Origin of the sequence: Bacillus sp. MYb78 (genome assembly GCF_002975115.1) — a bacterium.
In the GTDB taxonomy this organism is placed as follows: domain Bacteria; phylum Bacillota; class Bacilli; order Bacillales; family Bacillaceae_G; genus Bacillus_A; species Bacillus_A cereus.
Map to the genome: position 1 here is coordinate 1 of NZ_PCOB01000009.1, position 21,728 is coordinate 21,728.

The window sequence follows — 21,728 nt, forward strand, 5'->3', positions numbered from 1 at the left end:
ACCTTTGACAACTTTAAACTTTGTTATTTCTCAGTTGACATACTACCGCAGGTCTTTATACTGCATACTCGCTTCTATTCATTCAAATGTAAAGCCTCAAGTTTGTAGACTGAAGGTGATGGGGCAGCAAATCCGTTTTCCAAGATTTCAATATTCGTTACCGCTTCTTCGTCTTTCACAAGTTTTGGTGCACCATTTACAATTGTGTCATAAGCTGCATCATAGAAACGACCATAATCACCAAGCGGTGTTTTAATTTGTTTTTCAATCCAGTCACCATTTGCATTACGATACTTAGCAACTCCATAGTACATCGGTGAATCTTCACCAAACCCTGCACTCTCAGGCATAATCCCCGCTTTCAAATCATTTTCTTGCTGATCTTCACCGTATTTAATAAATGATCCATTTGTTCCATGAACGATAAAGCGTGGATAATCTTTCGCTACGATATGGTTCGTTTTCAGCTTAATCTTCAACTGATTTCCATAATGTAGACCAACATCGAAATAGTTATCAACCGCACCTTCCATTTCATTATTACGAATATCGTATGTCACTGTATTTGGACGGCCGAATAGTGAAATCATGCGGTCCATCGTATGAATACCTAAACTGTAAAATGAACCTTCTTCTTTTGGAGCTTCATGAGTGATTGAACCAGGACGGAAATAATCAATATGTGATTCAATCTCAATAATATCACCAAGGAATCCTTGTTCAACTACTTGCTTTACAGCTAAAAAATCACCATCAAAACGACGGTTTTGATAAGGCATAACGACTACACCTTTCTCTCGTCCTAAAGCTAATAATTCTTTCGCATGTTCTACTGTATCGCAAAATGGTTTTTCAACGATAACTGATTTTCCGGCTAGTATAACTTTTTTTGCTAATTCATAATGCGTATGTGCTGGCGTACAAATCGTCACTACTTGAATTTCTTTGTCATTCAACAATTCGTCCAAATCAGTAGTGAAGTAAACACCTTTTTCCTCATATGGAGCCGCTAATTCTTTATTTATTTGACGCACAAAAATCGTTTTTACTTTTATATTTTTACGTGTCTTCAGATAAGGTAGGTGATAACGGTTAGCTGATTTTCCAAATCCAATAAAGCCCATTGTTAATGTCATGTTCTTCAACTTCCTTGCTCATAAATTTTCGTTTCTACATTTATTATATATTTTTTCTTTAAAAGTATATAGTTTTGATTTTAAAATTATATATCAAAAAGTCGAGATAGAAATCATTTTCTGATCCCCATCTCGACTTTACGTTATAGACTTATGTCCTATCATCATTTTATTTACACTCGATGACTAGAGAGCTCCTTGGTTACATGCTCTTATTCATACATATAAGAACGTGTCATCGGAATTGTATCATTAATCCCTTTTGTAAATACAAATTGATGTAAATCAATATTACCTGTAAAGAATGAAGCTGCACATGCATTTAAATATAAACGCCACATGCGGATAAATCGCTCATCTTTCGTTTTGCGAACTTCCTCTAGTACGTTTTCAAAATTTTGAGCCCAATGTTGTAATGTATTCCCGTAATGTCTACGTAAGCTTTCCACATCAACAATGAAAAATTGTTCGTTTGTCATGTTCGTGATTAATTCGTTAACAGCAGGAACATACCCACCAGGGAATATATATTTTTCAATCCAACCATTCGTAGCACCACCATTAGCCGGAGAAGTAATACAATGCAGCAGAGAAATCCCGCCATCATTTAGTAGTTTGTTAACTGTTTCAAAGTATTGCGTAATGTTGTCTTTTCCTACATGTTCGATCATACCTACACTAACAATTTTATCAAATTTACGATTCCTAATATCGCGGTAATCAAGTAAAGATACTTCAACTAAATCCGTAAGTCCCTCTTGTTTAATTCGCTCGGAAGTCTTTGCAAATTGTTCCTCACTTAACGTTACTCCCATCGCTTTCACACCGTACTGCTTAGCGGCAGCTGTAATGAGCTCACCCCACCCGCAACCGATGTCTAATAGCGTATCACCTTTTTGAAGGTTCAACTTTTTCAAAATATGATTCACTTTATTATGTTGAGCTGTCGTTAAAGAATCTTGCTCATTTTGGAAATATGCACAAGAATATGTCATTGTTTCATCAAGCCATAATTTATAGAAATCGTTCCCAATATCATAATGATGAGCAATATCATCTTTATTTTTTTGTTTTGAGAAATTCCATTTACTTTTGAAATATTGCAACTTACTATCACCTAAAAAGCTATCCTGCCTTTTATAAATAGATTGAATTGCTTTTTCAAGGTTACCCTCTATTTCAAGGTCTCCATTCATATATGCTTCACCGAATGCAATAGAAGGATCCTTAGCAATTTCTTTTTTTGAGAGCGGCTTATGGAATGTTATATGAAATTGAGGTTCCCCTTCGCCATATTGTATTGTTTCTCCATTCCAAAGTGTAATTTGAACTGGATCTGAAAACAGATTTTTAAGTATTTTTTTATAAAAAAGTTCTTCAACCATAAAAACATCTCCTACTAAAAAATTGAACAAAAAACTATACTAGTTAATAAGTCTTTTTGAACATAGCTTAAAATCTTTATGACTTCTTGCTACGAGTGTCATTATAAAACGGTTATATTATGAAGCATAGTACGTACTTTAAAGTGATGTAGGCACTTTTAAGTACCCATGACTGAAACAGGTCCTCAAAAATTTTACTTTTCATCATAACAACTTTCTAAAGTTTTAAAACGAAAAACACCACCTCTTCATTAGGTGGTGTTTTCAATATTACATATAGAGATTTCACTTAACTTCTGTGTTTTTTCTATCTATGCATCGTTCTCCCCATGCGGTTAATTGATTTAATACATTTTGTAAAGACCACCCATAATCGGTTAGGGAGTATTCTACTCGAGGGGGAATTTCTTTGTAAATTTCACGTGTAATCACACCATCTTCTTCCAGCTCACGTAGTTGCTGCGTTAACATTCTCACAGAAATTTCAGGAATTAGACGTTGCAACTCACTCGTTCTCTTCGTCCCTTTCGTTAAGTGACATAAAATGACGACCTTCCACTTTCCACCGATAATTTCTAAAGTTGCTTCTATAGGTATATTATATTGTTTCACGCGATCTCCTCTCCTTTTTTATAAATTCCTTATCTATTGTTACGTAAAAATAAATAATTTTCTATACGGCACATTTTAGTTCCTACAGCACAAAAAAGTACCTATATTACAAAAAAGTAATTATGCTGCTTAAAAATCTCCCTCTATACAAAAAGAAAAAACGAACGTATTCTCGTTCGTTTTTTCTTTCTTTATTCAGCTGCGGTTATAAGCATAGACGTGTTACCATTCTTTTCAAGATGATTTTCTCCCCAGTTACAAAGAGTATCGAGTATAGAATCTAAAGAATGACCGTAATCAGTTAAAGAGTATTCTACTTTTGGTGGCACTTGGTTATACACTTTTCTCTCGATTACACCATCTTCTTCTAATTCACGTAATTGTTGCGTTAACATCTTTTGTGTAATACCAGACATTAATTGTTTTAATTCGCACGTTCTCTTTTTGTCTTTCTTTAAATGACAAAGGATAACTACTTTCCACTTTCCACCGATAACCTCTAAAGTTGCCTCTACAGGAATATTGTATGTTTTCATATAAAAATCTCCTTTAATAATTTTATAAGACAAATAAGCTAAAATATTTAAATATTACTTTTAAGTATCTATAGCACCTTAAAGTACGTACTTTTTATTGTGTTAAACATGTTTCATAATAGCATACGTAAACAGCAGATGAGTAGTACGGCACCAAAAAGTACCTGTATTACTTTTTAGTATCTATATCACTTTAAAGTACGTACTTTTCATTATGTAAAATACATTTCATAATAGCATTTGTAAGAGTTGAGTGAGTCATGCAGTGTTAGAAATTACCTGTTAGTACCTGTACTTTAAAGTGAGTATTTTTATCATACATTTTGTCAGACGATGAAATGACATGTTTTCATTTTCACATCCATTCACAATGAATAAATAATTTTCAAATACATTTTAGGAGGATATCTATAATGAGTAAATTACTAAAAGAAAAAATCGGGTTTGGTACAGCACCACTAGGAAATATGTACCGTAATATCCCAGAGGAAGAAGCAATCGCTACAGTGGATGCTGCTTGGGAGAATGGCGTTCGTTACTTTGATACAGCTCCACTTTATGGATCTGGATTAGCGGAAATCCGTCTTGGTGAAGCACTGTCAAAAAGAAATCGTGATGATTACTTTTTAAGCACCAAAGTAGGTCGAACGATTTCAGATGAACTAGAAGATCCATCTGCACGTGATTTAGGTGAAAAAGGCGGACTTTTCGAATTTGGTCGCAAAAATAAAATGATCAATGACTATAGCGCAGATGCAACACTTCGTTCTATCGAGCAAAGTTTGAAACGTTTAAAAACAGATCGTCTAGACTTTGTTTTCATTCATGATTTAGCACAAGACTTTTATGGTGATGAGTGGATTTCACAATTTGAAACAGCTCGAACAGGAGCATTCCGTGCGCTAACACGTTTACGTGAAGAAGGAGTTATTAAGGGCTGGGGGCTTGGAGTAAACAAAGTAGAATCAATTGAACTTATGCTTGATTTAGAAGAAGCGAAACCAAATATATCCTTACTAGCTGGTCGCTATTCATTATTAGACCACGAACGTGCATTGCAACGAGTAATGCCTGCAGCTGTAAAGCATAATATGGATATTGTTGTTGGTGGCCCATATAGCTCAGGTATTCTTGCTGGCGGCGCTCACTTCGAATATCAAAAAGCATCGCCAGAAATTATTGCAAAAGTTGAGAAAATCAAAGCTCTTGCAGATCGTCACGACATCAGCATCAAAGCTGCTGCATTACAATTTTCACTAGCAAATCCAGCAGTTGCTGCCGTTGTTCCTGGTGCAAGTAAACCGGAACGAATTGTAGAAGACCAAAACGCCTTAAATACAGTAATTCCAGCAGCATTCTGGGAAGAAATGCGCGAACAAAAACTAGTAGCACCTAATGCACCACTACCAATCAACGTAAAATAATAATGAAACTTTAATCAGTGGGAGCATCCCCCACTGATTATTTACCCGTAAATACCGGGATGAAAAGGAGCGTAATGAATATGGCACATACTACTACATCTATGGAAATTTTCGGTTCACCTGAACAAGTATGGCAATTAATCGGAGGTTTCAACTCCCTTCCAGACTGGTTACCTTATATACCTAGCAGTAAATTAACGGAAGGCGGTCGTGTACGTCATCTAGCTAATCCAGATGGTGATACAATTATAGAACACTTAGAAATATTCAATGCTAAAGAACGCTACTACACGTATTCAATCATGAATGCACCGTTCCCAGTCACTAATTATTTATCTACAATCCAGGTGAAAGAAGGTACTGAAAGTAATACATCGTTAGTAGAGTGGTCTGGTACATTCACTCCTGTTGAGGTTAGTGATGAAGAGGCAATAAATCTGTTTCATGGTATTTACAGCGATGGACTGAAAGCATTACAGCAAGCATTTCTAGATTAATTCATGTAATTGATTGAGACGAAAAAGTAAATTAACAGTCAAATATTCGATTTTTTTAGTTAAATTCATTATGAAAGATAAACAAATACAAATTTCATGCCTGCTTGTTATTGACAAGAAATAAAAAATACTACCTCCAAATGGAAGGTAGTATTTTTTTATTAATCAGGAAAAACAATTAATCCCTCTTCTTTTTCCTCCTGTTTTAAATCTTCTTCTGGAAAGGTTACAGTTGAATTTTTATCACCTGTTCTTTTTGTTTCTTCACCTGGAAATACGAAAGTTGAATTTTCTTTTCCTTCATTTTTTTCTACGTTATCTGGAAATACCATAGGATCATTGGTAGTCAAATCATTATGAAATCCAAGGTTAGACAAAATCGCTTTTAAATCTGGTAAAACCCCTATTTTATCAGATGATGGGTTATTAGTCTTTGTGCCTGTATTAGGATTACTTAAAATTGCTCTCAATTCTTTTGGTGTATATGCCTTACCTAAATGTTCTTTAGCAATGCCTTGAATCGATACAGCAGCCCCAGCAATTATAGGCGAAGCGCTAGAAGTACCACGAAAATTAGAAGTATAACGATTAATTATGTTCTGATCTGTAACTTTTTGTCCTTTACTATTTTGATTTTGATATGTATCTAATGTATCAACATATTCTCCCCAACCATATACATCAATTCTACTACCATAGTTAGAGAAAGCTAAACGTTTATGAGGAACTCTTGCAGTAGATGCTCCAACTATAATAGCTCCTGAATCTTTAAAGTCTTGACTATTTCGATTTAAAATCTGTTTACCATTACGGTCTTTAAATTCATCTAAATCAATCCCACCATTACCAGCTGCTTCTACAATAATAATGCCTTTATCTGTACCTTTGCGAATTGCATTAAATATACTCGGGTATACTTCTACTGGTAAAGGGTCATCTCCATATCCATCATATTTAAAGGACTCTTCTATTAATAAAACATCTCCAGCCTGTAAAGAATCTACGGCACTTAAAATAGCATCTCTTACATCAATTCTCCCATTATCTCGGATTACTGAAATTACTTTTGCCTTTGCTTTTGGTGCAATTCCAATGTTCCCAATCCCATTTTCAGCTGCAGAAACAACACCTAGAACTGAAGTACCGTGAGAAAGATCATTACTCATTTTTCCAGACATAAATTCAATATTTTGACCGACTAAATCTTCATGATTTAATAACCAGCCTTCTTCCAAATCTACAAAAGTTGCTCCCTGACCATTTCCTCCTTTAATTCCCCAAGCATAAGGAGCATTAATTCCTAAAGGTGCCTCTTCAAGATATCCCTGTCTCGAAAATCTAGGTTCATCATAAGGATTGACTGATAGTACAGGCAATCTCGAGCCAGTTGTTGTATTTATACTCTTATTAGAACGAACTTGTATTTTACTAGAATCGTTATTAGCAGCATATACTGTATTTGTTACAAATGTCGTACCTACCCCAGCAAAAGCTGTAATTGCAAGTGATGATATTAACATACCTTTAAAATTTTTCATTTTTCCACCTCTAGTTTTCTATTAGAAATAACATATTTAATAATGTGTATGAACCAAAAGCACTTTATCTTATTATAAAAATCAATAGATTTTATAGCTTTTTGATTTACATAAAAACTCCCTTCATTCTTGTAATTCAATATGTACATCTCAAAACAACAAACTTACTGTAACTATTATAGTTACACCTTTATTAATTTTCAACTACGAAATATAAATTTTTAAAAATAAATTTATATTACTTTAAAACAGCACTAACCTTTTACCCACATAAAGTGAAACTTTAATCAGTGGGGTTTTGTTCATCCCCCACTGATTATTAGCCCTCACCAATCGGGCATTTACGGGCAGTTAATGCGGGATAAAAATGCCAAATATCTATCCAAATTACAGCAATCAATAAGTTTATGGACTACGAAAGAAATACGAAAAAGCAAAGCACTAAGTGCTTTGCTCCTTATAAAATCCCTTTTAACTTTTCACCAATTAACTTCGCTACATACTCATAACCTTCTGGCCCAAAGTGTAATCCATCTTTTTCATCATTTTCTACAAATCTTTTATAATCCCGTTCTTGAATCATTTCAGCGAATACGTTTAGAAAATAACTTCCTGTTTCCCTCGCCACTTTCTCCACCACGTCTGCATACTGACTAAGCACTCTATTTGTTCTATTACGCTGTCTTTCTTCATCAACTGGTGCAGGACTAATCAGTAGTACTTTATCTGATGAAACTTGGTTCACAATCTTCTCTAAGTTTTCTTTATATGCTTGTAATGACACTTGAGAAAAAGAAACTGCATCATTCGTACCAAGAAAAACTGTTACGAAATCTGGTTTATATGATATTACATCTTCTTCAATCCTATTTAACGCATCGAATGTATTATCACCTGGAACACCTGCATTCACTACTTTCCAGTTCGGAAACATCTCTTGCAAACGTGGTGTTAATCTCGGCATTCCATCAAAAAATGTTTCATCAGCTGTAATACTATCTCCAAAACATACTAACGTTTTCATTAAGCTACTCTCCTTTTACGTATGAAACAACTTTCCTTCTATTGCTTTTATATATCTGTCAGCAGAACGTTCAACTGCCTCATTTGCATTTTCTTTTACTACTCGATGAAAAGCGTTGTATAAACGATTAAACTGTAACGGCTTCACTCGATTCACCATTTCTTCCACTTTTCTCGCTGGTAGTGGAATTAAGTTTGGATAGCTGTACATGAAGCTTACCCACCGCTCATCTGCTACAACTTGAATAATATCACCTGTTAACAAAATCCCTTTTCCGTCATTACCTTCTTCCCAATGTAAGACAGATCCACCACTAAAATGTCCTCCAAGACGATGCACAGTAATCCCATCCGCTAATTGTAAAGACTCACCAGACCAGTAAATAATACGACTACTCGGACGCATCACCCACTCTTTATCATCTTCGTGTATATAAATTGGTACATCAAATGTCTCTGCCCATTCTACTTGCGTTGAATAATAATGAGGATGAGACAACGCAATCGCATCTAATCCGCCAAGCTCTTTTATTTTCATAATTGTCGTTTCATCTAAATACGTAATACAGTCCCACAGTAAACGATATGACTCTGTTTTCACCACAAATGCCGTTTGACCGATCGCAAATCCTGGTTTTGTCGTAATACTATAAAGTCCATTTTCCTCTTTGATTATTTCATTTTTATATGTATCATCTGTTTGCAAATTTTCTAAAGTCGTCCAAGACTGCCCTTTCGGATTCACATACTGCCTTTCTTCATCACAAATATGACAACTCACCGGTTCTTCTACACTCGCTGCATACTGCACGCCACACGTTGTACAAACGAAATTTTTCATCATAATTTCCCCTATTCCTATATTTTTATTAAGCTGACTTTTGTTGATAATGATCTGCTTTTTTATTTTCAATTAATAAACTTATAAAAGTAAGTAAATAGACAACTGTAACCGATAACGGAATTACAGTAAATCCTTTTTCTGCAAAAAGAATCCCGCAAACTGACGTTACAAATACAGTCCCTACTGACAATAAACCATAACTTTTACTTTCATAAATCCATACGTACGGAATAAAATGAACACCTATTAACATCGCTACTACAAAAGGTAACCATTCTGGAAATTGAAAATAGGCAAGTAATACAAGTGGAATATTCAATACATTTATTCCACCAATTAAGCCTGCCAAAATCCCTAACGGATTTCCTTTCGCAAACATATCAATCTTCAATATAGCAGCTATCATTAAGCCAAAAGGAAACACACAGCCCATACCGATTAAATATACCCACACCACTTGTTTTTCAGAAAGAACAAATCCCGTTATACTCATAACTACCCAAAATAAAACGCCGGCTAATATAATCGGTAAGCCTCTCTTCGTTTTTATTGCTAAATCCTTTTTCGCTTCTGCAACATTCATCTCACTATCTCCCCAAAAATATTTGTACTATAAAGTCACCTCAACCTCACCCATCCAATAACGCCAAGCTTCTAAATAATCTTCTAAATCTTTCGGGTGGTGCCGTAAACATGTATCTATACGCAAATATAATCCTATGACTATTTCTTCATATAAATCACGGTCATTTTTATGAAATACACATTGTTTCATCGCATAACCAATCGTTTCTTTTGTTAAATCTTCCGGAGTTGAACAGAACGCATAAATTAAATCATATATAGGATCTCCTAACACTGGTAAAGGATCAATTACACCGTGCAGCTCATTCTCTTTAAATATAAAGTTATGAAATCCAAGATCACCATGCAATAAAAACGGCTGATTTATTCCAGCGTCCCTATTCGCTAACTTAAGAACCGTTCTATACCCTTCTTCACTTATGTAACGCCTTACATTTTCATGAGCTTCTATCACATTTGTTGTTAAAAATCCACTCCAAGATTGAACCGGATTTTCTTTCCATCCCCAGCCATCAACCTCTGTAGCTACTTCATACTCATTGATAACTTCTTTTACAAGTTTACAAAGAACACTCCGTTTATAGCCTAGTTTGCAAGAATTTGTGCCCTCAAGGAATGAGTAAACAATATAGCGATTTAAAGGTTCCTTATATAAAAGCTTTGGAAATAATTCGTCCTTTTTATAAAACTGAAGAAAATAAGCTTCTTCACGTATGACATCCGATTCATTCAACTTTACAACGTATTGTTCATCTAACAAATATATAGTACTTGTCGTACCCCCGTTTAATGCTTTTACGCTATTTGGATAATGTGAAATAACTTTTTCCTTAACTAGTTGTGCAGTGATTATTGAAATGTCCATTCTCCCACCCTTTAACTCCGAATATTCCCTCAATTCAAAAGGCAGCTTTACTATTATTTGACAAACGCAAGGGAAATCCTCTCATCCATCCTAATATAACAAACAATAATTTTATTTTATTACAATGGCTTTCTTCAATATTCCATTTATGGTAATGTGATTTTATCACTCTAAATGCTCTTCATATACTCTAATAATTTCTATTGCAGGGTCTCTGTCTTGTAATTTATGAGCCAAACTTTCTACACCAAACACTTCTGTAAACGTATGACTGCCTACAATTAAATTAATCCCTTTAAATTTCGCATGTTGAACTGTATATAATGTTTTTTCACCTGTTATGTACGTGTCACACCCTTTTTCTAATGCACGTTCAATCAAATTTGTATTGTTTCCTGCACCGGTTAAAATCGCAATCCGTTTTACTGGTTTATCGTGATTTCTCCAGCTCTTCACTTTCTCTTCCATTTTTTCTTCAAGTTTTCCAACTAAGTTTGAAAAAGGAATCGCTTCTTTATATTCTCCTATTCCCGGTAGTTCTTCTTCCTCATACGTGGAATATTCCAGTATTGTATCTATCCCAATTCCGTTAAATAACGATGTACACGTGCCAAACTTTACAAAATCTAACGGCAAATGAACCCAAAAATGATTCATTTCATATTGCTTCAATTTCTCAATACAAGCCTCTTCCATACCAAATAAAAAACTCCACGGCGCATGATGTGTAACTATCATATCGACTCCATTTCTATACGCTTCTTCAATAGTTTCTACTGTTAAATTTGTTGTGTAACCGATTTTGTGAAATTCATCTTTACTTATATGAGTAAAACCATATTCATCATCGCCGTATTTATGAAGATGCTCTCCAAATAATGATGTTATATGTTCGTTAAACTGCTTTATATTCATTTTATTTCTCCTTTCATTTACTTTTATATTTCAAAAATAAGGAAATACTAAATAAAAACGTTACATACATATAGGAGGACACCATGAAACCTGAATTTTTAAAAGCTATACATGATGCCATTGGAAATGTTGAACACATTCATATAGAGGAAAACGGTGCTGACAGCTTACTTATCCATCATGATGATGCACAGCAATTACAACAAGTCGCTAAAACGCTAGAAAATAACAATTTTCGCTCTGCTTTAAGAACAACTGGAGATGCTTCGTATATTGAAGTGTTGAACAGATAATGAAAGTCCGGATGTATGCCGGGCTTTCTTTTTTATATTAAAACTTCAAACTCTTTCACATACACCGCTGTTCCAGCAATATCTATTTGTAACTTTTCGTTTTCTATCCCTTTCGTTACATAAACAGTTACACGACCATCTTTATTTATTTCCTGTCCTTGCTCAACGATTAAGTCCAATTCATGTTCAAAATCTTTCTCTAAATACTCCGCATAATACGCTCCCATTACACCTGAAGCTGTTCCTGTCACTGGATCTTCAATCGTCCCAGCATAAGCTGATGAGAAATGACGGCCATGCATTTGTGCTAGTTCATCATAAGTTTCTAGACAAATTGGGTGAATAGAAGCATTAGGTATTTCTTTTAATACTGACGGAAATGCAGCATTATTAGGTTTCATTCTCTCACACGCATCTAGATTTTTAATCGGTACAATTACAGTCCAATTCCCTGTACTTCCATATACTATCGGTAAACTTACATCTAAATCATTTACTTCTAAACCAATACTATGAGCTAATTCTTCTTTTGAACCTGCAAAATCTTTAAACTGAGGTGCTGTCTGCCTCATTTTAATAAAGGTTTCTCCATTTTCATTTACACCTATTTGTATTGGTAAAATCCCTGCCTTCGTTTCAATCGTAAGGTTACTTTTCTCTTCTAATAAACCTTTTTCGCGCAAGGCATATATCGTCCCTACTGTCCCATGACCACATAAATCCATTTCAAAACCAGGTGTAAAATAGCGCATTCTTATATCTCCTACTTCTGAGGAAAGAACAAAAGTTGTTTCGTTATATCCAATTTTTTCAGCAATAATTTGCATTTCCTCTTCCGTTAATCCATCTGCTTCTAATACAATACCTGCTGGATTTCCCTTATTTGGTTTATTCGTAAATGCATCGTAATGAAATACGTTTATAGTCTTCATCTTCTTTTCTCCTAATCTACTTTAAAAATTTTATAATAAAGCTCTGTCTTCGTTTTCATCGAACAATTATTTCTCCAAAATATCCTCTGCATCTTTTCATTTGAAGTATGCGTGCTTCCGATGTAATAAGTAGCCCCCATTTCCTTTAACATATGTAAAGATTGAAGATGCATATGAGAAGCAACTCCTTTCCCGCGATAATAAGGCATTACTCCAAAGTAAAATAATCGTCCTTCACTTTCTGTTCCAGTTTCTATATGCGGTATGGACAGACCAATTGGCTCAGTTTTATCATAAAAAACAATACATGACTTTTCCCACCCCTTACCTAACTCTGTTTGCACGGAATAAAAATGTTCATCGATAGTTAAAATTGAAGTTTGATTCCCTGAACCCGACATACATTGTTCCCAAATATATTTAAATTCTTTTTCCGATAACGTTCCTTCTGCTATTGATCGATATGTATATTGTCTTTCAAGCTCTTCTACATTGTTCAATTCTCTACATACTTCTATCTTTGCGGCATACAAAGAAAAACCGACATCAAGTAACACTTTCACACTTGAGTTATAACTACTAAACCTTTTGTTTAATACAATACTTGCTCTTTTTAACTCCCAATTAAAACAAACCTCTTCAAATCTACTTATCTTTTCTTTATATGTTTGTACGTTATACAAAACATCTTCTTCTATTTCTTCAATCGTTACTGCATTTGGTAAGCCATTTAATACTTTTTTAGAAGGGCCAAATAGATTCTGAATGATTGCAAGATCGTATATCACCACTTCAATTCCCCTACACCAGGCTCAATAAACTTCCCTGAAATATCCTCATTTGAATCTATTACCCAATCATATATATTTTTTGCTCCTTCAGCCGGAGTCATATTCGCATCAAAGGCACCAATATCAGTTTTTAATTTTCCTGGGTGAATGGCAGTTACACGAATTCTTTTATTCTCAAACTCTTGTTGTAAGCAGAGTGTTAACATATTTTGTGCAGCTTTAGCAATTCGATATGAATATGAGAACTGACCTTGCGGAAACTCTTTGTTCGCCATTTTATGTAATGATCCTAATCGAGAGGACACATTTATTATTCTCGGATGATCCGATTTAGCTAACGCCACATATGTACCTTTTACAGCCCGAATTACACCTAAGCAATGAATATTAAATAAGTCTGTTAATTCTTCTGAATTTGTATGTAAAATCTCAGTCTCCTTCCCAGTAATGCCAGCGTTATTTATAACTAGATCAACATACTCTGTATATTCCTCAAGCTGCTTCTTAATTTGCTCCGTACTCTCATCAGCCGATAAGTCTGCCAATATAGGAAAACATCTACCACTAAACATTTGCTTCAATTGCGTTACCGCAACCTCAGTTCTAACTAACGGATAAACAATATGCCCATTTTCATGAAATACTTTTACTAACTGTAACCCTAAACCGCGGCTGCCACCTGTAATAAACACTCTCATATATTCATCTCCTTATTTTTATAATAAATAAGAAAATCCATCCACTTACCATTCTCTAATGAAAACGCCTCTCTCTTGCATTCAAATGAAAAGCCTGCGCTTTCCGCAAGACGCACTGATGGCTCATTATCAACATGTATATGTAATTCGATTCTATGAAAATTAAGGCTATTAAAAAATAACGATAACGTAGCGTTTACACTTTCTACCCCATATCCATTTTTCCAATATTGATTATGAATAGAGTAGCCCATCATTGCCCACTGATAATCCATACGTAAAATTTTTATTAGCTCTAGCTTTCCAATATTAGCTCCGTCTTCTTTACGAAAAATACCTAATACATACATCTCATCTCGATGTGCTGCTTCATCAAAGCCTCTTATCCATTCCGTGAACCATTCTTTTGTTGACGATGCCATAACTTGATAGCCATCGTCATATTTATACTGCGATGGCAGTCTCTTATTAAATCCATCTAACCAACTTTCGTAATCATCTTTTTGAAATGGACGGATAATGAGTCTATCCGTCTCTACTTCTAATAACGGTAGCTTCATTTAATTTCATCCCTCGAATTATTAATTGAATATTCTTTATTATCTTACACAAAATACAAAATCTAGTAAATTATTATGTTTTTGATACATAAAAACCCAGTCATGCTTTATACATAACTGGGTTCTCCATCGTTTCATAATTTTCTATTTCACAAGAACTACATCTCGTAATTCCCTCTTCAACACTTTTCCTAAAGCATTTTTCGGTAACTCATCTATGAATACCACTTCTGGTATTTTGTAACTGGCTAATTTCTGTTTACAATACTGAGTAATACTTTCTTCTGTTAATATTGTTTCGCTATCCTTCACAATGAAAGCTCTTGGAACCTCTCCCCAAAAGTCATCTAGAACTCCAACTACTGCAACTTCTAAAACACCATGTATTTCATGAATAACATCTTCTACTTGATCTGGATATACATTGTCACCACCGCGTATAATAACGTCTTTATATCTTCCCATAATATGCAGGAATCCGTCGTCATCTATCATGCCAGCATCACCCATGTTAAACCAGTTATCTTTTACTACCTTCTTTGTCGCCTTTTCATTATTCCAATACCCTTTAAACATGTATGGACTTTTCACATGAATCTCTCCAACTTCATTTGTTGTTAGTTCATGTCCTGTTTCCGGATGAACAATTTTCACCTCTACATTTTTTAAGGTTTTTCCTACAGAAGACATCTTTTCTTTTCCCATCATTGGATGCCATGAGGTTACAACCCAACCTTCTGTACTACCATAACCTTGCACCATATATATTCCTTTTTCCATATATTTTTGAATGAGTATTTCTGGCACTTTTGTACCACCGCTTTGTGCTACTTTAAAGGTTGAAATATTACGTTCTTTTTTATTTAATTCATCAAGCATGTAACTATAAACAGCAGGGAACGCAAGCATCGTAGTAATTTTCTCTTCTTCAATCTTATCCCAAATAATAGCAGGATTCGAATCAGCTAAGAAAATCATCGTAACGCCATGATAAATACAATTTAAAATAGAAAGCACGCCACTCATATGGAACAATGGATGCACAGATAAAAAGCGTTCACCTGCTGGGATTTCTCTTTGTCCCGCAATTTCAGCAAAATAGTGATGTAAGTTTTTATGTCCAATTACACATGCTTTCGCCTGTCCAGTCGTTCCTGAAGTAAATAAGTAAATGGCGTCGTCTTCTTCATGAACTTCTACGTTCGGTTCTGTCGTTGGCTGTTTTTGCAGCTCTAATTCAAATGAACCAAAACCTTCTTTTGTCGTTTGAATTACATAAGGAATTTCTTTAACAGCATCAACATTTAATAACACTTCACTAAATTCTTCATCAATAACTAACACTTTTAATTTCGCTTCTTTTACAATCGTTTCTAATTCATATACAGTAAGCTGATGATTTAGCGGAATAAATACCGCTCCAATTTTTAAACTTGCCATCATAACACTTGGAAATGGGTGATTATTTTTGCATAGTATTCCTATACGATCTCCTCTTTGCACACCATTATGTAACAAATAATGTGCAAGCTGATTTACTCGTTCATTATATTGCTGAAACGAATATCTTTTCTTCCCTCCTACAAGCGCTTCCAAATTTGGTGACTGCATTGCTCTCTTTTGTAATAATTGTCGCATCGTTCTCAAGTAAAACTCCCCTTTATATATGTTAGGTTTTTTATTTTACCAGATTAACTATTAATTTACTAAAGATTAAACTTAGTGAATATAAGAAGAATATAAAATAGCCATTTACTTCACAAGTAAATGGCTATTTTTCATTATATATTAGAATACTTCTTGTTCATTACATATTGCACATACTCAGGTGCACTTTTATCAATCTCTTCATCACTTAGTTTATATTCTGCACCATATAAATAAAAGGAAGGTATAAATTCCATACCTGTATATAGGCATGTAGCTTGGAATGGTTTCGTCAACTCATCCATTGTAATCCCACTATTTTCATAATCTTTTTCTAATCCACCTATAGAAATAGCTACACCAAATTCTTTCCCCTTCACTTTATCTCCTTGTGATCCGTACGCAAATCCATATGTTAATACATCATCGAACCATTTTTTTAATAATGGTGGTGAGCTGTACCAGTAAAGCGGAAATTGAAATATATATCTGTCATGTTCTACTAATAACTTTTGCTCTTGTTCAATATTAAACTCCCAATTTGGTGCCACCTTATATAATTCATGCACCGTAATTTCATCTGAATGTTTCTCAAGTTCTTCTATCCATCTTTTATTAATTTTTGATTTTTCAATATGAGGGTGTGCTACAATTACAAGTGTTCTCATCATTTTCCAGCCCCTTTATAAATTAATCAATCCTTTACGTATTAGTATGAATGAGTTACATATAATTGAAAAGTACGTACTTTCAGGTACTATAGGAACCTTGAAGTACCTTTGGAGGTGTTATATGAATCAAAATGATGATTGCCCAATTGCAACAACACTCGATGTAATCGGTGGAAAATGGAAAGTTCATATTTTATGTATTTTGTCGGATGGAAAAATGCGAACAAATGAAATTAAACGAGAAATCCCAAACATTACACAAAAGGTTCTTACACAACAACTTCGGCAACTTGAAGCTGATGGGATTATCTATCGTACCGTATATCAAGAAGTACCACCAAAGGTTGAGTACACCATAAGTGAATACGGAAAATCTTTAATGCAAATAATGAATGATCTGTTTGAATGGGGAAAAGATCATCAGATTAAAAGATTACATGACTAAAAAAGCACTATATACTTTGTTTAATCCTCTACGTTCATATTTTTTATTTCTATAAAGTTTATTTTCATCATTTTTTAGCTAACTTGTTTTCTTAGATTGATGGACGTGACCCCACATCCATCAATCTAAAAAGATACAATTAGAAAAATGAGATTTCTATAAAGTTTCGCATATAAACACTACTTCCGCCTCATTAAGCGCTCGCTCTACTTTTTCTAATCTCAATTGTACGTAAGCTATAAAGAAGCACCCCTAAACCGAGAATTTTTTCATTATTAGACGCATTAGAATCTAAGGTAATAGTAGGTACATTTAAACCCATAAACCTTTCACTCCATTCTATAGGCATATAAAAAGATACTCCTTAAAAATAAAAAACGCTATTCTCTCTGTAAAATCATAGAAAAGAATAGCGTTTTTTATTTTGAAATAGAAGTATGTATTTAAACTAAACATGCTAATATTGATTTTGTACGATTGTCAGTTACCTCATAATAAATTTCTAATCCTTTCCGAGTACCTGTAACCATTTTAGCAGCTTTTAGTTTAGATAAATGTTGACTAATTGTACTTTGAGGCATTTGTAAATCCCCATACATTGTTGTTACATTAGTAGGACCTTTTGCAAGCATTATTTTTACTAAAGATAGACGAACTGGATGCGCCAATACCTTTAACACCTCAGCGATTTCTTGAAACATTTCTTTTTTTTCTTTCATCTTATTTCTCCCCTTTTATATACATATTTATGTTATCCATATATATAATTCGAAGGTATATGCGTTTTTGTGTCCGTCATTTTAAAAAAATATAAAAAAACTTTAATCCGAAACTAAAGGATTAGCTTAACATAATGTCTCACTATTAATGGTGAATAGGAATTTCGTTATAGAAGCAGCAGTTTTTATGCTACAACTCTACATTCAACTAACTAAAATCAATGAAAAAAAGAGCAGATAGTCCGCTCTTTTATGATGCCTCCTTATGTTCCGTGGAATGTTTAACACTCCCCAGTCTCTTTAGTTTATTCCACCCTACCGCTACTCCTCGAAGCGATGAGAATATAGATTTAATGACAACATAAGTCATAAATTGACGATAAATAAAACGTTGTAAAATTAACCATACTAATGGTTTCGGATTTTCTTCCTCTAATTTAAATGCGAACAGAGAAGCGAGAAGATCCATTAAAAAGAATACAAAATAAAATCCTAAAACTTTTAGCGGATTACTACTAAATAGTCCTATAATCATTAATATATCTGCAAAAGGAGCAATGAATTGCAGAACATATTGGAATAACCACATGTTAGGCAGTGCAATAAACCCTAACGTTTTATGTTTTGAATTACACAACGCTTTTCGATGTTTCCAAAGACATTGAAGTGTACCATATGACCAACGATATCGCTGTTTAATGAGACTTTTCACATCCTCAGGTGATTCCGTAAAAGCATGCGCTTTTTCTTCATATACAATTCTATGCCCTTGACGTAAAAATGTAATAGTAAGATCGGTATCTTCTGCTAATGTATCTTCGCTTAAATATCCAGATTCAACTACATTCTTCTTGCGCCACGCCCCAATAGCTCCTGGAACTACTGTAATACAATTTAACTCATCAAAAGCTCTACGTTCTAAATTAAACCCTGTAATATACTCAACATGTTGCCAAGTAGTTAACAAATTCCGTCTATTCCCCACTTTGACATTACCTGAAACTGCAGCTACATTCTGATCTTCAAAGTGTCTAACCATTAAAGAAATAGCGTCTTGCGCAATAATAGTATCCGCATCTAAAGTGACAATGATTTCTCCTCGCGATTGTTGAAACCCTAGGTTCATTGCCGATGATTTCCCGCCATTTTCTTTCTGAATGAAACGAACTTTAGGGTGTTTATAAAATGTTTCTTTCATTACTTTTGACGTACCATCTGTCGATCCGTCATCCACAACAATAACTTCAAATTCTCTATAATTACTATTCAAAATTGAGTGAATCGTCTTGGCTATCACCTTTTCTTCATTATATGCTGCTATGACAACACTAACAAAAGGTTGATAGGACGAATTAATATAGCGAGATAACGTTTTTCTTTTCTGCTTCCAGGCAAAATAAATTAAGAATAAAAATCGAAAAATCCCTAATCCAATAGCAATATAAAAAATAGTTGTTAATATATGCTTAAAATATCCAGCTCCTGAAAAGACAGCTTTATTGTAAAGTAAATATTGCTTCCCCTCAGAAGAAACAGGAGGCATAATTTCATCTCGTTCTTTATTCATTAAATCTGAAATTGTTACAAAACTATATCCATGCTTTTTTAGGTCTTTAATAATGATTGGGAGCGCCTCTACTGTATGTGTACGATTCCCTCCCGCATCATGGAGAAGAATAATATTTCCCTCTCCCTTATAAATGGGATTAAGAGCACGCTTTACTAATTCATTTGTTGATGGTGTTGCCCAGTCTTCGGGATCAACTTTTTCCGCTACCATTGTATAGTTCATATTTTGTGCACGTAAAATAGGCAATATTTCATTTGATGAATCCGGGTTAGCATCCGCTTCATATGGCGGTCTAAATAAAACCGTAGAATGTCCAGTTACTTCCTGAATTAAACGTTGCGTCGTATTAAGTTCTACTTTCGTTCGTAGTAAAGACGTATCAGCTATGTTAGGATGCTTGAAAGTATGATTGCCAATTTCATGCCCTTCATCGTATATTCTTTTTACAATACTAGTATTTAGTTGTGCGTTTTCACCAAGTACAAAAAAAGCAGCTTTTATTTGATTCTCTTTTAATATATCTAAAATTTCTGGCGTATATTTCGGGTCTGGTCCATCATCAAATGTTAATACTACTTGTTTCCCATTTGGTTTTCCATATCGTTGCACTTCATATGCAGATGGTAAGGATTGATATACTTCATCTGTAAGGTAACCATCTTTGCCTACTTTAAAATCTCTCAATCCATTTTTTCTTTCATTCTCAATCTGTAAAATTTCACCTTGTCCAGAATAATTTACTTCATCTAAACTATTGATTTTATGTAATACATTAGGATTTTTTTGTGCCTCAATCGGATTTTTTAAAACTTTCCATATTGTAGGGTCTTCTGCTCCTAGTCTCCATAACGCAAATCCCTTTGCATTATTGTCCATTGCGATTTTCACTTGATTATAAAGAGTTACACCGTCTAAGAACCAAGCAGTATGTTCTTTCCCTTCTGTTTTATACCTAAAATAAGGGTTTCCACTCATTTTATCCCATTGAATTTTCATATTTGAATCATGAGCCATTGCCATAACTTCTGAGAAAGTTAAAGACTTCGCAGCTTCTTTACTATTTACTTGCCAATCATATCCATAGTTACCGAAAGCAACTATAAGCTTATTAGACGGAATATTCAGTTCTTTCAATGTATGTTGGAACCATTTATTTGAAGCAATTGGTCCTGGTTCCCCGGCTCCATAGTGCTCATCGTACATCATTACAATCATTCGATCTATTATTTTTGCTAACGCACTATAATCAAAAGCCTTATCATTAGCTGGAACATCTTGTGTAACGAGCAAATCATGTTGATGAAATTCCGTAGTAAGTTCTTTCATAAAATTTGTTAAGTTTTCTCTATCACTTTCAGGTACGGCCTCAAAGTCAATATTAATTCCTGAAAAATGATTCTTTTTAACTTGGCTTACTAAATCATTAATAAACTTTGTCTTTACATCATTTGAGGAATTCAGTAACTTATGAATTAGCCCACTATCAGGACCAGAAGCTTCCTCAGTATAGTTAGTAAGCAAAGGCATAATCTTCACTTGATTTTTTTCTGCCAACTTTACTATCTCAGGTTTGATCTCACTTCTAATCGTTAAATCTGCTTTTAAATGATACCACTCTGGTACTAACGTAGTTAAGGAATCGATATTTTCTTTTAAAGAAGCGGTACTATTTTCATCCCAGTTTACATAAAAACCATACACTTCTTTAGGTTGTTTACTATCCTTCGGCGGATTCACTAAATTTTCATTATCCTTCGTTTCGGTATTTGGGTTAAATTCTTCCTTCTTTAACTGCTGATCACTAAGTTTTTGATTAATTGGTACAAGTTTAGTATCTTGTTGTACAGCGGTATTCATATTTGGAATTTCTGGTGTTGAAAAAATACTTTGAAAGAAAAAATAAAATACAACACTTACACTAACTATTGAGATACATAGAAACGAAATAAAGGCTATGTTTCTCCTTCCTTTCGGATCATAAAAAACAGGTTTTTCTTTATCTTTCTCTTGTTGAATGTTTTTCTCCATTATATTTTTCACAT

Annotated in this window: 23 protein-coding genes; 4 read left to right on the forward strand and 19 right to left on the reverse strand. The window is 34.2% G+C overall.

Translation table 11 applies throughout. From position 1 onward, the window contains the following. Positions 1 to 74: 74 nt before the first annotated feature. From CQ064_RS17800 to CQ064_RS17815, 4 genes are all read right to left on the reverse strand, one after another. Complete coding sequence (locus CQ064_RS17800) at positions 75 to 1,136, reverse strand: oxidoreductase (protein ID WP_000176598.1); 1,062 nt, start codon at positions 1,134 to 1,136, stop codon at positions 75 to 77. 212 nt (positions 1,137 to 1,348) lie between these two features. Then, positions 1,349 to 2,521, reverse strand: a complete 1,173-nt coding sequence (locus CQ064_RS17805; protein ID WP_000229035.1) for a cyclopropane-fatty-acyl-phospholipid synthase — start codon at positions 2,519 to 2,521, stop codon at positions 1,349 to 1,351. 285 nt (positions 2,522 to 2,806) lie between these two features. Continuing rightward, positions 2,807 to 3,133 (reverse strand): winged helix-turn-helix transcriptional regulator, encoded by a 327-nt coding sequence (locus CQ064_RS17810; RefSeq protein ID WP_000816339.1) that lies wholly within the window; start codon positions 3,131 to 3,133, stop codon positions 2,807 to 2,809. Positions 3,134 to 3,324: 191 nt separating this feature from the next. Next, positions 3,325 to 3,669 carry a winged helix-turn-helix transcriptional regulator gene (locus CQ064_RS17815; protein ID WP_000860820.1) on the reverse strand — a complete coding sequence of 115 codons (345 nt, stop codon included), beginning with the start codon at positions 3,667 to 3,669 and terminating at the stop codon, positions 3,325 to 3,327. A 413-nt stretch (positions 3,670 to 4,082) separates the two neighbouring features. Between CQ064_RS17815 and CQ064_RS17820 the strand changes: the two genes are divergently transcribed. Next, positions 4,083 to 5,093 (forward strand): aldo/keto reductase, encoded by a 1,011-nt coding sequence (locus tag CQ064_RS17820; RefSeq protein WP_000040529.1) that lies wholly within the window; start codon positions 4,083 to 4,085, stop codon positions 5,091 to 5,093. A gap of 80 nt (positions 5,094 to 5,173) precedes the next feature. Further along, positions 5,174 to 5,590, forward strand: a complete 417-nt coding sequence (locus CQ064_RS17825) for an SRPBCC family protein (RefSeq protein ID WP_000951518.1) — start codon at positions 5,174 to 5,176, stop codon at positions 5,588 to 5,590. A gap of 161 nt (positions 5,591 to 5,751) precedes the next feature. Here CQ064_RS17825 and CQ064_RS17830 read toward each other — a convergent pair whose 3' ends face one another. The 6 genes from CQ064_RS17830 to CQ064_RS17855 all read right to left on the reverse strand — a co-directional run bounded on the left by CQ064_RS17830 (position 5,752) and on the right by CQ064_RS17855 (position 11,360). Then, positions 5,752 to 7,128 (reverse strand): S8 family peptidase, encoded by a 1,377-nt coding sequence (locus CQ064_RS17830; RefSeq protein ID WP_000787681.1) that lies wholly within the window; start codon positions 7,126 to 7,128, stop codon positions 5,752 to 5,754. Between the two features lie 457 nt (positions 7,129 to 7,585). Continuing rightward, positions 7,586 to 8,152 carry an SGNH/GDSL hydrolase family protein gene (locus CQ064_RS17835; protein ID WP_000855207.1) on the reverse strand — a complete coding sequence of 189 codons (567 nt, stop codon included), beginning with the start codon at positions 8,150 to 8,152 and terminating at the stop codon, positions 7,586 to 7,588. Between the two features lie 15 nt (positions 8,153 to 8,167). Continuing rightward, positions 8,168 to 8,995, reverse strand: coding sequence for an MBL fold metallo-hydrolase (locus CQ064_RS17840; RefSeq protein ID WP_003271122.1), 828 nt, complete (start codon positions 8,993 to 8,995; stop codon positions 8,168 to 8,170). Positions 8,996 to 9,020: 25 nt separating this feature from the next. Continuing rightward, positions 9,021 to 9,578, reverse strand: coding sequence for a DUF7010 family protein (locus tag CQ064_RS17845; protein ID WP_001099749.1), 558 nt, complete (start codon positions 9,576 to 9,578; stop codon positions 9,021 to 9,023). A gap of 27 nt (positions 9,579 to 9,605) precedes the next feature. Next, positions 9,606 to 10,445 carry an aminoglycoside phosphotransferase family protein gene (locus CQ064_RS17850; protein ID WP_000355256.1) on the reverse strand — a complete coding sequence of 280 codons (840 nt, stop codon included), beginning with the start codon at positions 10,443 to 10,445 and terminating at the stop codon, positions 9,606 to 9,608. 165 nt (positions 10,446 to 10,610) lie between these two features. Then, positions 10,611 to 11,360 (reverse strand): Nif3-like dinuclear metal center hexameric protein, encoded by a 750-nt coding sequence (locus CQ064_RS17855; protein ID WP_001022444.1) that lies wholly within the window; start codon positions 11,358 to 11,360, stop codon positions 10,611 to 10,613. Positions 11,361 to 11,443: 83 nt separating this feature from the next. On the opposite strand from CQ064_RS17855, the gene CQ064_RS17860 reads away from it, so the two are divergent. Continuing rightward, positions 11,444 to 11,653, forward strand: a complete 210-nt coding sequence (locus tag CQ064_RS17860; protein ID WP_000801636.1) for a hypothetical protein — start codon at positions 11,444 to 11,446, stop codon at positions 11,651 to 11,653. 32 nt (positions 11,654 to 11,685) lie between these two features. Here CQ064_RS17860 and CQ064_RS17865 read toward each other — a convergent pair whose 3' ends face one another. From CQ064_RS17865 to CQ064_RS17890, 6 genes are all read right to left on the reverse strand, one after another. Then, on the reverse strand, positions 11,686 to 12,585 hold the full coding sequence (locus CQ064_RS17865) for a PhzF family phenazine biosynthesis isomerase (RefSeq protein ID WP_000849312.1): 900 nt from the start codon (positions 12,583 to 12,585) through the stop codon (positions 11,686 to 11,688). Between the two features lie 11 nt (positions 12,586 to 12,596). Next, a complete protein-coding gene (locus CQ064_RS17870) occupies positions 12,597 to 13,373 on the reverse strand; it encodes a GNAT family N-acetyltransferase (protein ID WP_000638686.1) in 777 nt (258 codons plus the stop codon). Beyond that, positions 13,370 to 14,074: an SDR family NAD(P)-dependent oxidoreductase gene (locus CQ064_RS17875; RefSeq protein ID WP_001263474.1), complete on the reverse strand. Its 705-nt coding sequence runs from the start codon at positions 14,072 to 14,074 to the stop codon at positions 13,370 to 13,372. The genes CQ064_RS17870 and CQ064_RS17875 overlap by 4 nt, the downstream gene beginning before the upstream one ends. Then, complete coding sequence (locus CQ064_RS17880) at positions 14,071 to 14,634, reverse strand: GNAT family N-acetyltransferase (RefSeq protein ID WP_000775343.1); 564 nt, start codon at positions 14,632 to 14,634, stop codon at positions 14,071 to 14,073. Before CQ064_RS17880 ends, CQ064_RS17875 begins: the two co-directional genes overlap by 4 nt. Positions 14,635 to 14,778: 144 nt before the next feature. Further along, on the reverse strand, positions 14,779 to 16,272 hold the full coding sequence (locus CQ064_RS17885; protein ID WP_003271117.1) for a class I adenylate-forming enzyme family protein: 1,494 nt from the start codon (positions 16,270 to 16,272) through the stop codon (positions 14,779 to 14,781). 143 nt (positions 16,273 to 16,415) lie between these two features. Then, positions 16,416 to 16,949, reverse strand: coding sequence for an NAD(P)H-dependent oxidoreductase (locus CQ064_RS17890; RefSeq protein WP_002164479.1), 534 nt, complete (start codon positions 16,947 to 16,949; stop codon positions 16,416 to 16,418). Positions 16,950 to 17,073: 124 nt separating this feature from the next. Between CQ064_RS17890 and CQ064_RS17895 the strand changes: the two genes are divergently transcribed. Next, complete coding sequence (locus CQ064_RS17895; protein ID WP_001072958.1) at positions 17,074 to 17,397, forward strand: winged helix-turn-helix transcriptional regulator; 324 nt, start codon at positions 17,074 to 17,076, stop codon at positions 17,395 to 17,397. Between the two features lie 193 nt (positions 17,398 to 17,590). Here the strand turns inward: CQ064_RS17895 and CQ064_RS33645 are convergent, their stop codons facing one another. The 3 genes from CQ064_RS33645 to CQ064_RS17905 all read right to left on the reverse strand — a co-directional run bounded on the left by CQ064_RS33645 (position 17,591) and on the right by CQ064_RS17905 (position 21,714). Then, entirely contained in the window at positions 17,591 to 17,746 is a 156-nt protein-coding gene (locus tag CQ064_RS33645; RefSeq protein ID WP_014482089.1) for a hypothetical protein, read from the reverse strand. A gap of 94 nt (positions 17,747 to 17,840) precedes the next feature. Then, a complete protein-coding gene (locus CQ064_RS17900; RefSeq protein WP_000660066.1) occupies positions 17,841 to 18,116 on the reverse strand; it encodes an ArsR/SmtB family transcription factor in 276 nt (91 codons plus the stop codon). Positions 18,117 to 18,366: 250 nt separating this feature from the next. Next, positions 18,367 to 21,714, reverse strand: coding sequence for a trifunctional glycoside hydrolase family 18/polysaccharide deacetylase/glycosyltransferase family 2 protein (locus CQ064_RS17905; RefSeq protein WP_000414287.1), 3,348 nt, complete (start codon positions 21,712 to 21,714; stop codon positions 18,367 to 18,369). Positions 21,715 to 21,728 lie beyond the last annotated feature (14 nt).

Coding starts and splice junctions, on each gene's coding strand:
- CQ064_RS17825 (WP_000951518.1), top strand. CDS start 5,174: ATGGCACATACTACTACATCTATGGAAATTTTCGGTTCACCTGAACAA.
- CQ064_RS17890 (WP_002164479.1), bottom strand. CDS start 16,949: ATGAGAACACTTGTAATTGTAGCACACCCTCATATTGAAAAATCAAAA.
- CQ064_RS17845 (WP_001099749.1), bottom strand. CDS start 9,578: ATGAATGTTGCAGAAGCGAAAAAGGATTTAGCAATAAAAACGAAGAGA.
- CQ064_RS17855 (WP_001022444.1), bottom strand. CDS start 11,360: ATGAATATAAAGCAGTTTAACGAACATATAACATCATTATTTGGAGAG.
- CQ064_RS33645 (WP_014482089.1), bottom strand. CDS start 17,746: ATGCCTATAGAATGGAGTGAAAGGTTTATGGGTTTAAATGTACCTACT.
- CQ064_RS17880 (WP_000775343.1), bottom strand. CDS start 14,634: ATGAAGCTACCGTTATTAGAAGTAGAGACGGATAGACTCATTATCCGT.
- CQ064_RS17895 (WP_001072958.1), top strand. CDS start 17,074: ATGAATCAAAATGATGATTGCCCAATTGCAACAACACTCGATGTAATC.
- CQ064_RS17830 (WP_000787681.1), bottom strand. CDS start 7,128: ATGAAAAATTTTAAAGGTATGTTAATATCATCACTTGCAATTACAGCT.
- CQ064_RS17800 (WP_000176598.1), bottom strand. CDS start 1,136: ATGACATTAACAATGGGCTTTATTGGATTTGGAAAATCAGCTAACCGT.
- CQ064_RS17905 (WP_000414287.1), bottom strand. CDS start 21,714: ATGGAGAAAAACATTCAACAAGAGAAAGATAAAGAAAAACCTGTTTTT.
- CQ064_RS17840 (WP_003271122.1), bottom strand. CDS start 8,995: ATGATGAAAAATTTCGTTTGTACAACGTGTGGCGTGCAGTATGCAGCG.
- CQ064_RS17900 (WP_000660066.1), bottom strand. CDS start 18,116: ATGAAAGAAAAAAAAGAAATGTTTCAAGAAATCGCTGAGGTGTTAAAG.
- CQ064_RS17850 (WP_000355256.1), bottom strand. CDS start 10,445: ATGGACATTTCAATAATCACTGCACAACTAGTTAAGGAAAAAGTTATT.
- CQ064_RS17835 (WP_000855207.1), bottom strand. CDS start 8,152: ATGAAAACGTTAGTATGTTTTGGAGATAGTATTACAGCTGATGAAACA.
- CQ064_RS17815 (WP_000860820.1), bottom strand. CDS start 3,669: ATGAAAACATACAATATTCCTGTAGAGGCAACTTTAGAGGTTATCGGT.
- CQ064_RS17875 (WP_001263474.1), bottom strand. CDS start 14,074: ATGAGAGTGTTTATTACAGGTGGCAGCCGCGGTTTAGGGTTACAGTTA.
- CQ064_RS17820 (WP_000040529.1), top strand. CDS start 4,083: ATGAGTAAATTACTAAAAGAAAAAATCGGGTTTGGTACAGCACCACTA.
- CQ064_RS17860 (WP_000801636.1), top strand. CDS start 11,444: ATGAAACCTGAATTTTTAAAAGCTATACATGATGCCATTGGAAATGTT.
- CQ064_RS17805 (WP_000229035.1), bottom strand. CDS start 2,521: ATGGTTGAAGAACTTTTTTATAAAAAAATACTTAAAAATCTGTTTTCA.
- CQ064_RS17885 (WP_003271117.1), bottom strand. CDS start 16,272: ATGCGACAATTATTACAAAAGAGAGCAATGCAGTCACCAAATTTGGAA.
- CQ064_RS17865 (WP_000849312.1), bottom strand. CDS start 12,585: ATGAAGACTATAAACGTATTTCATTACGATGCATTTACGAATAAACCA.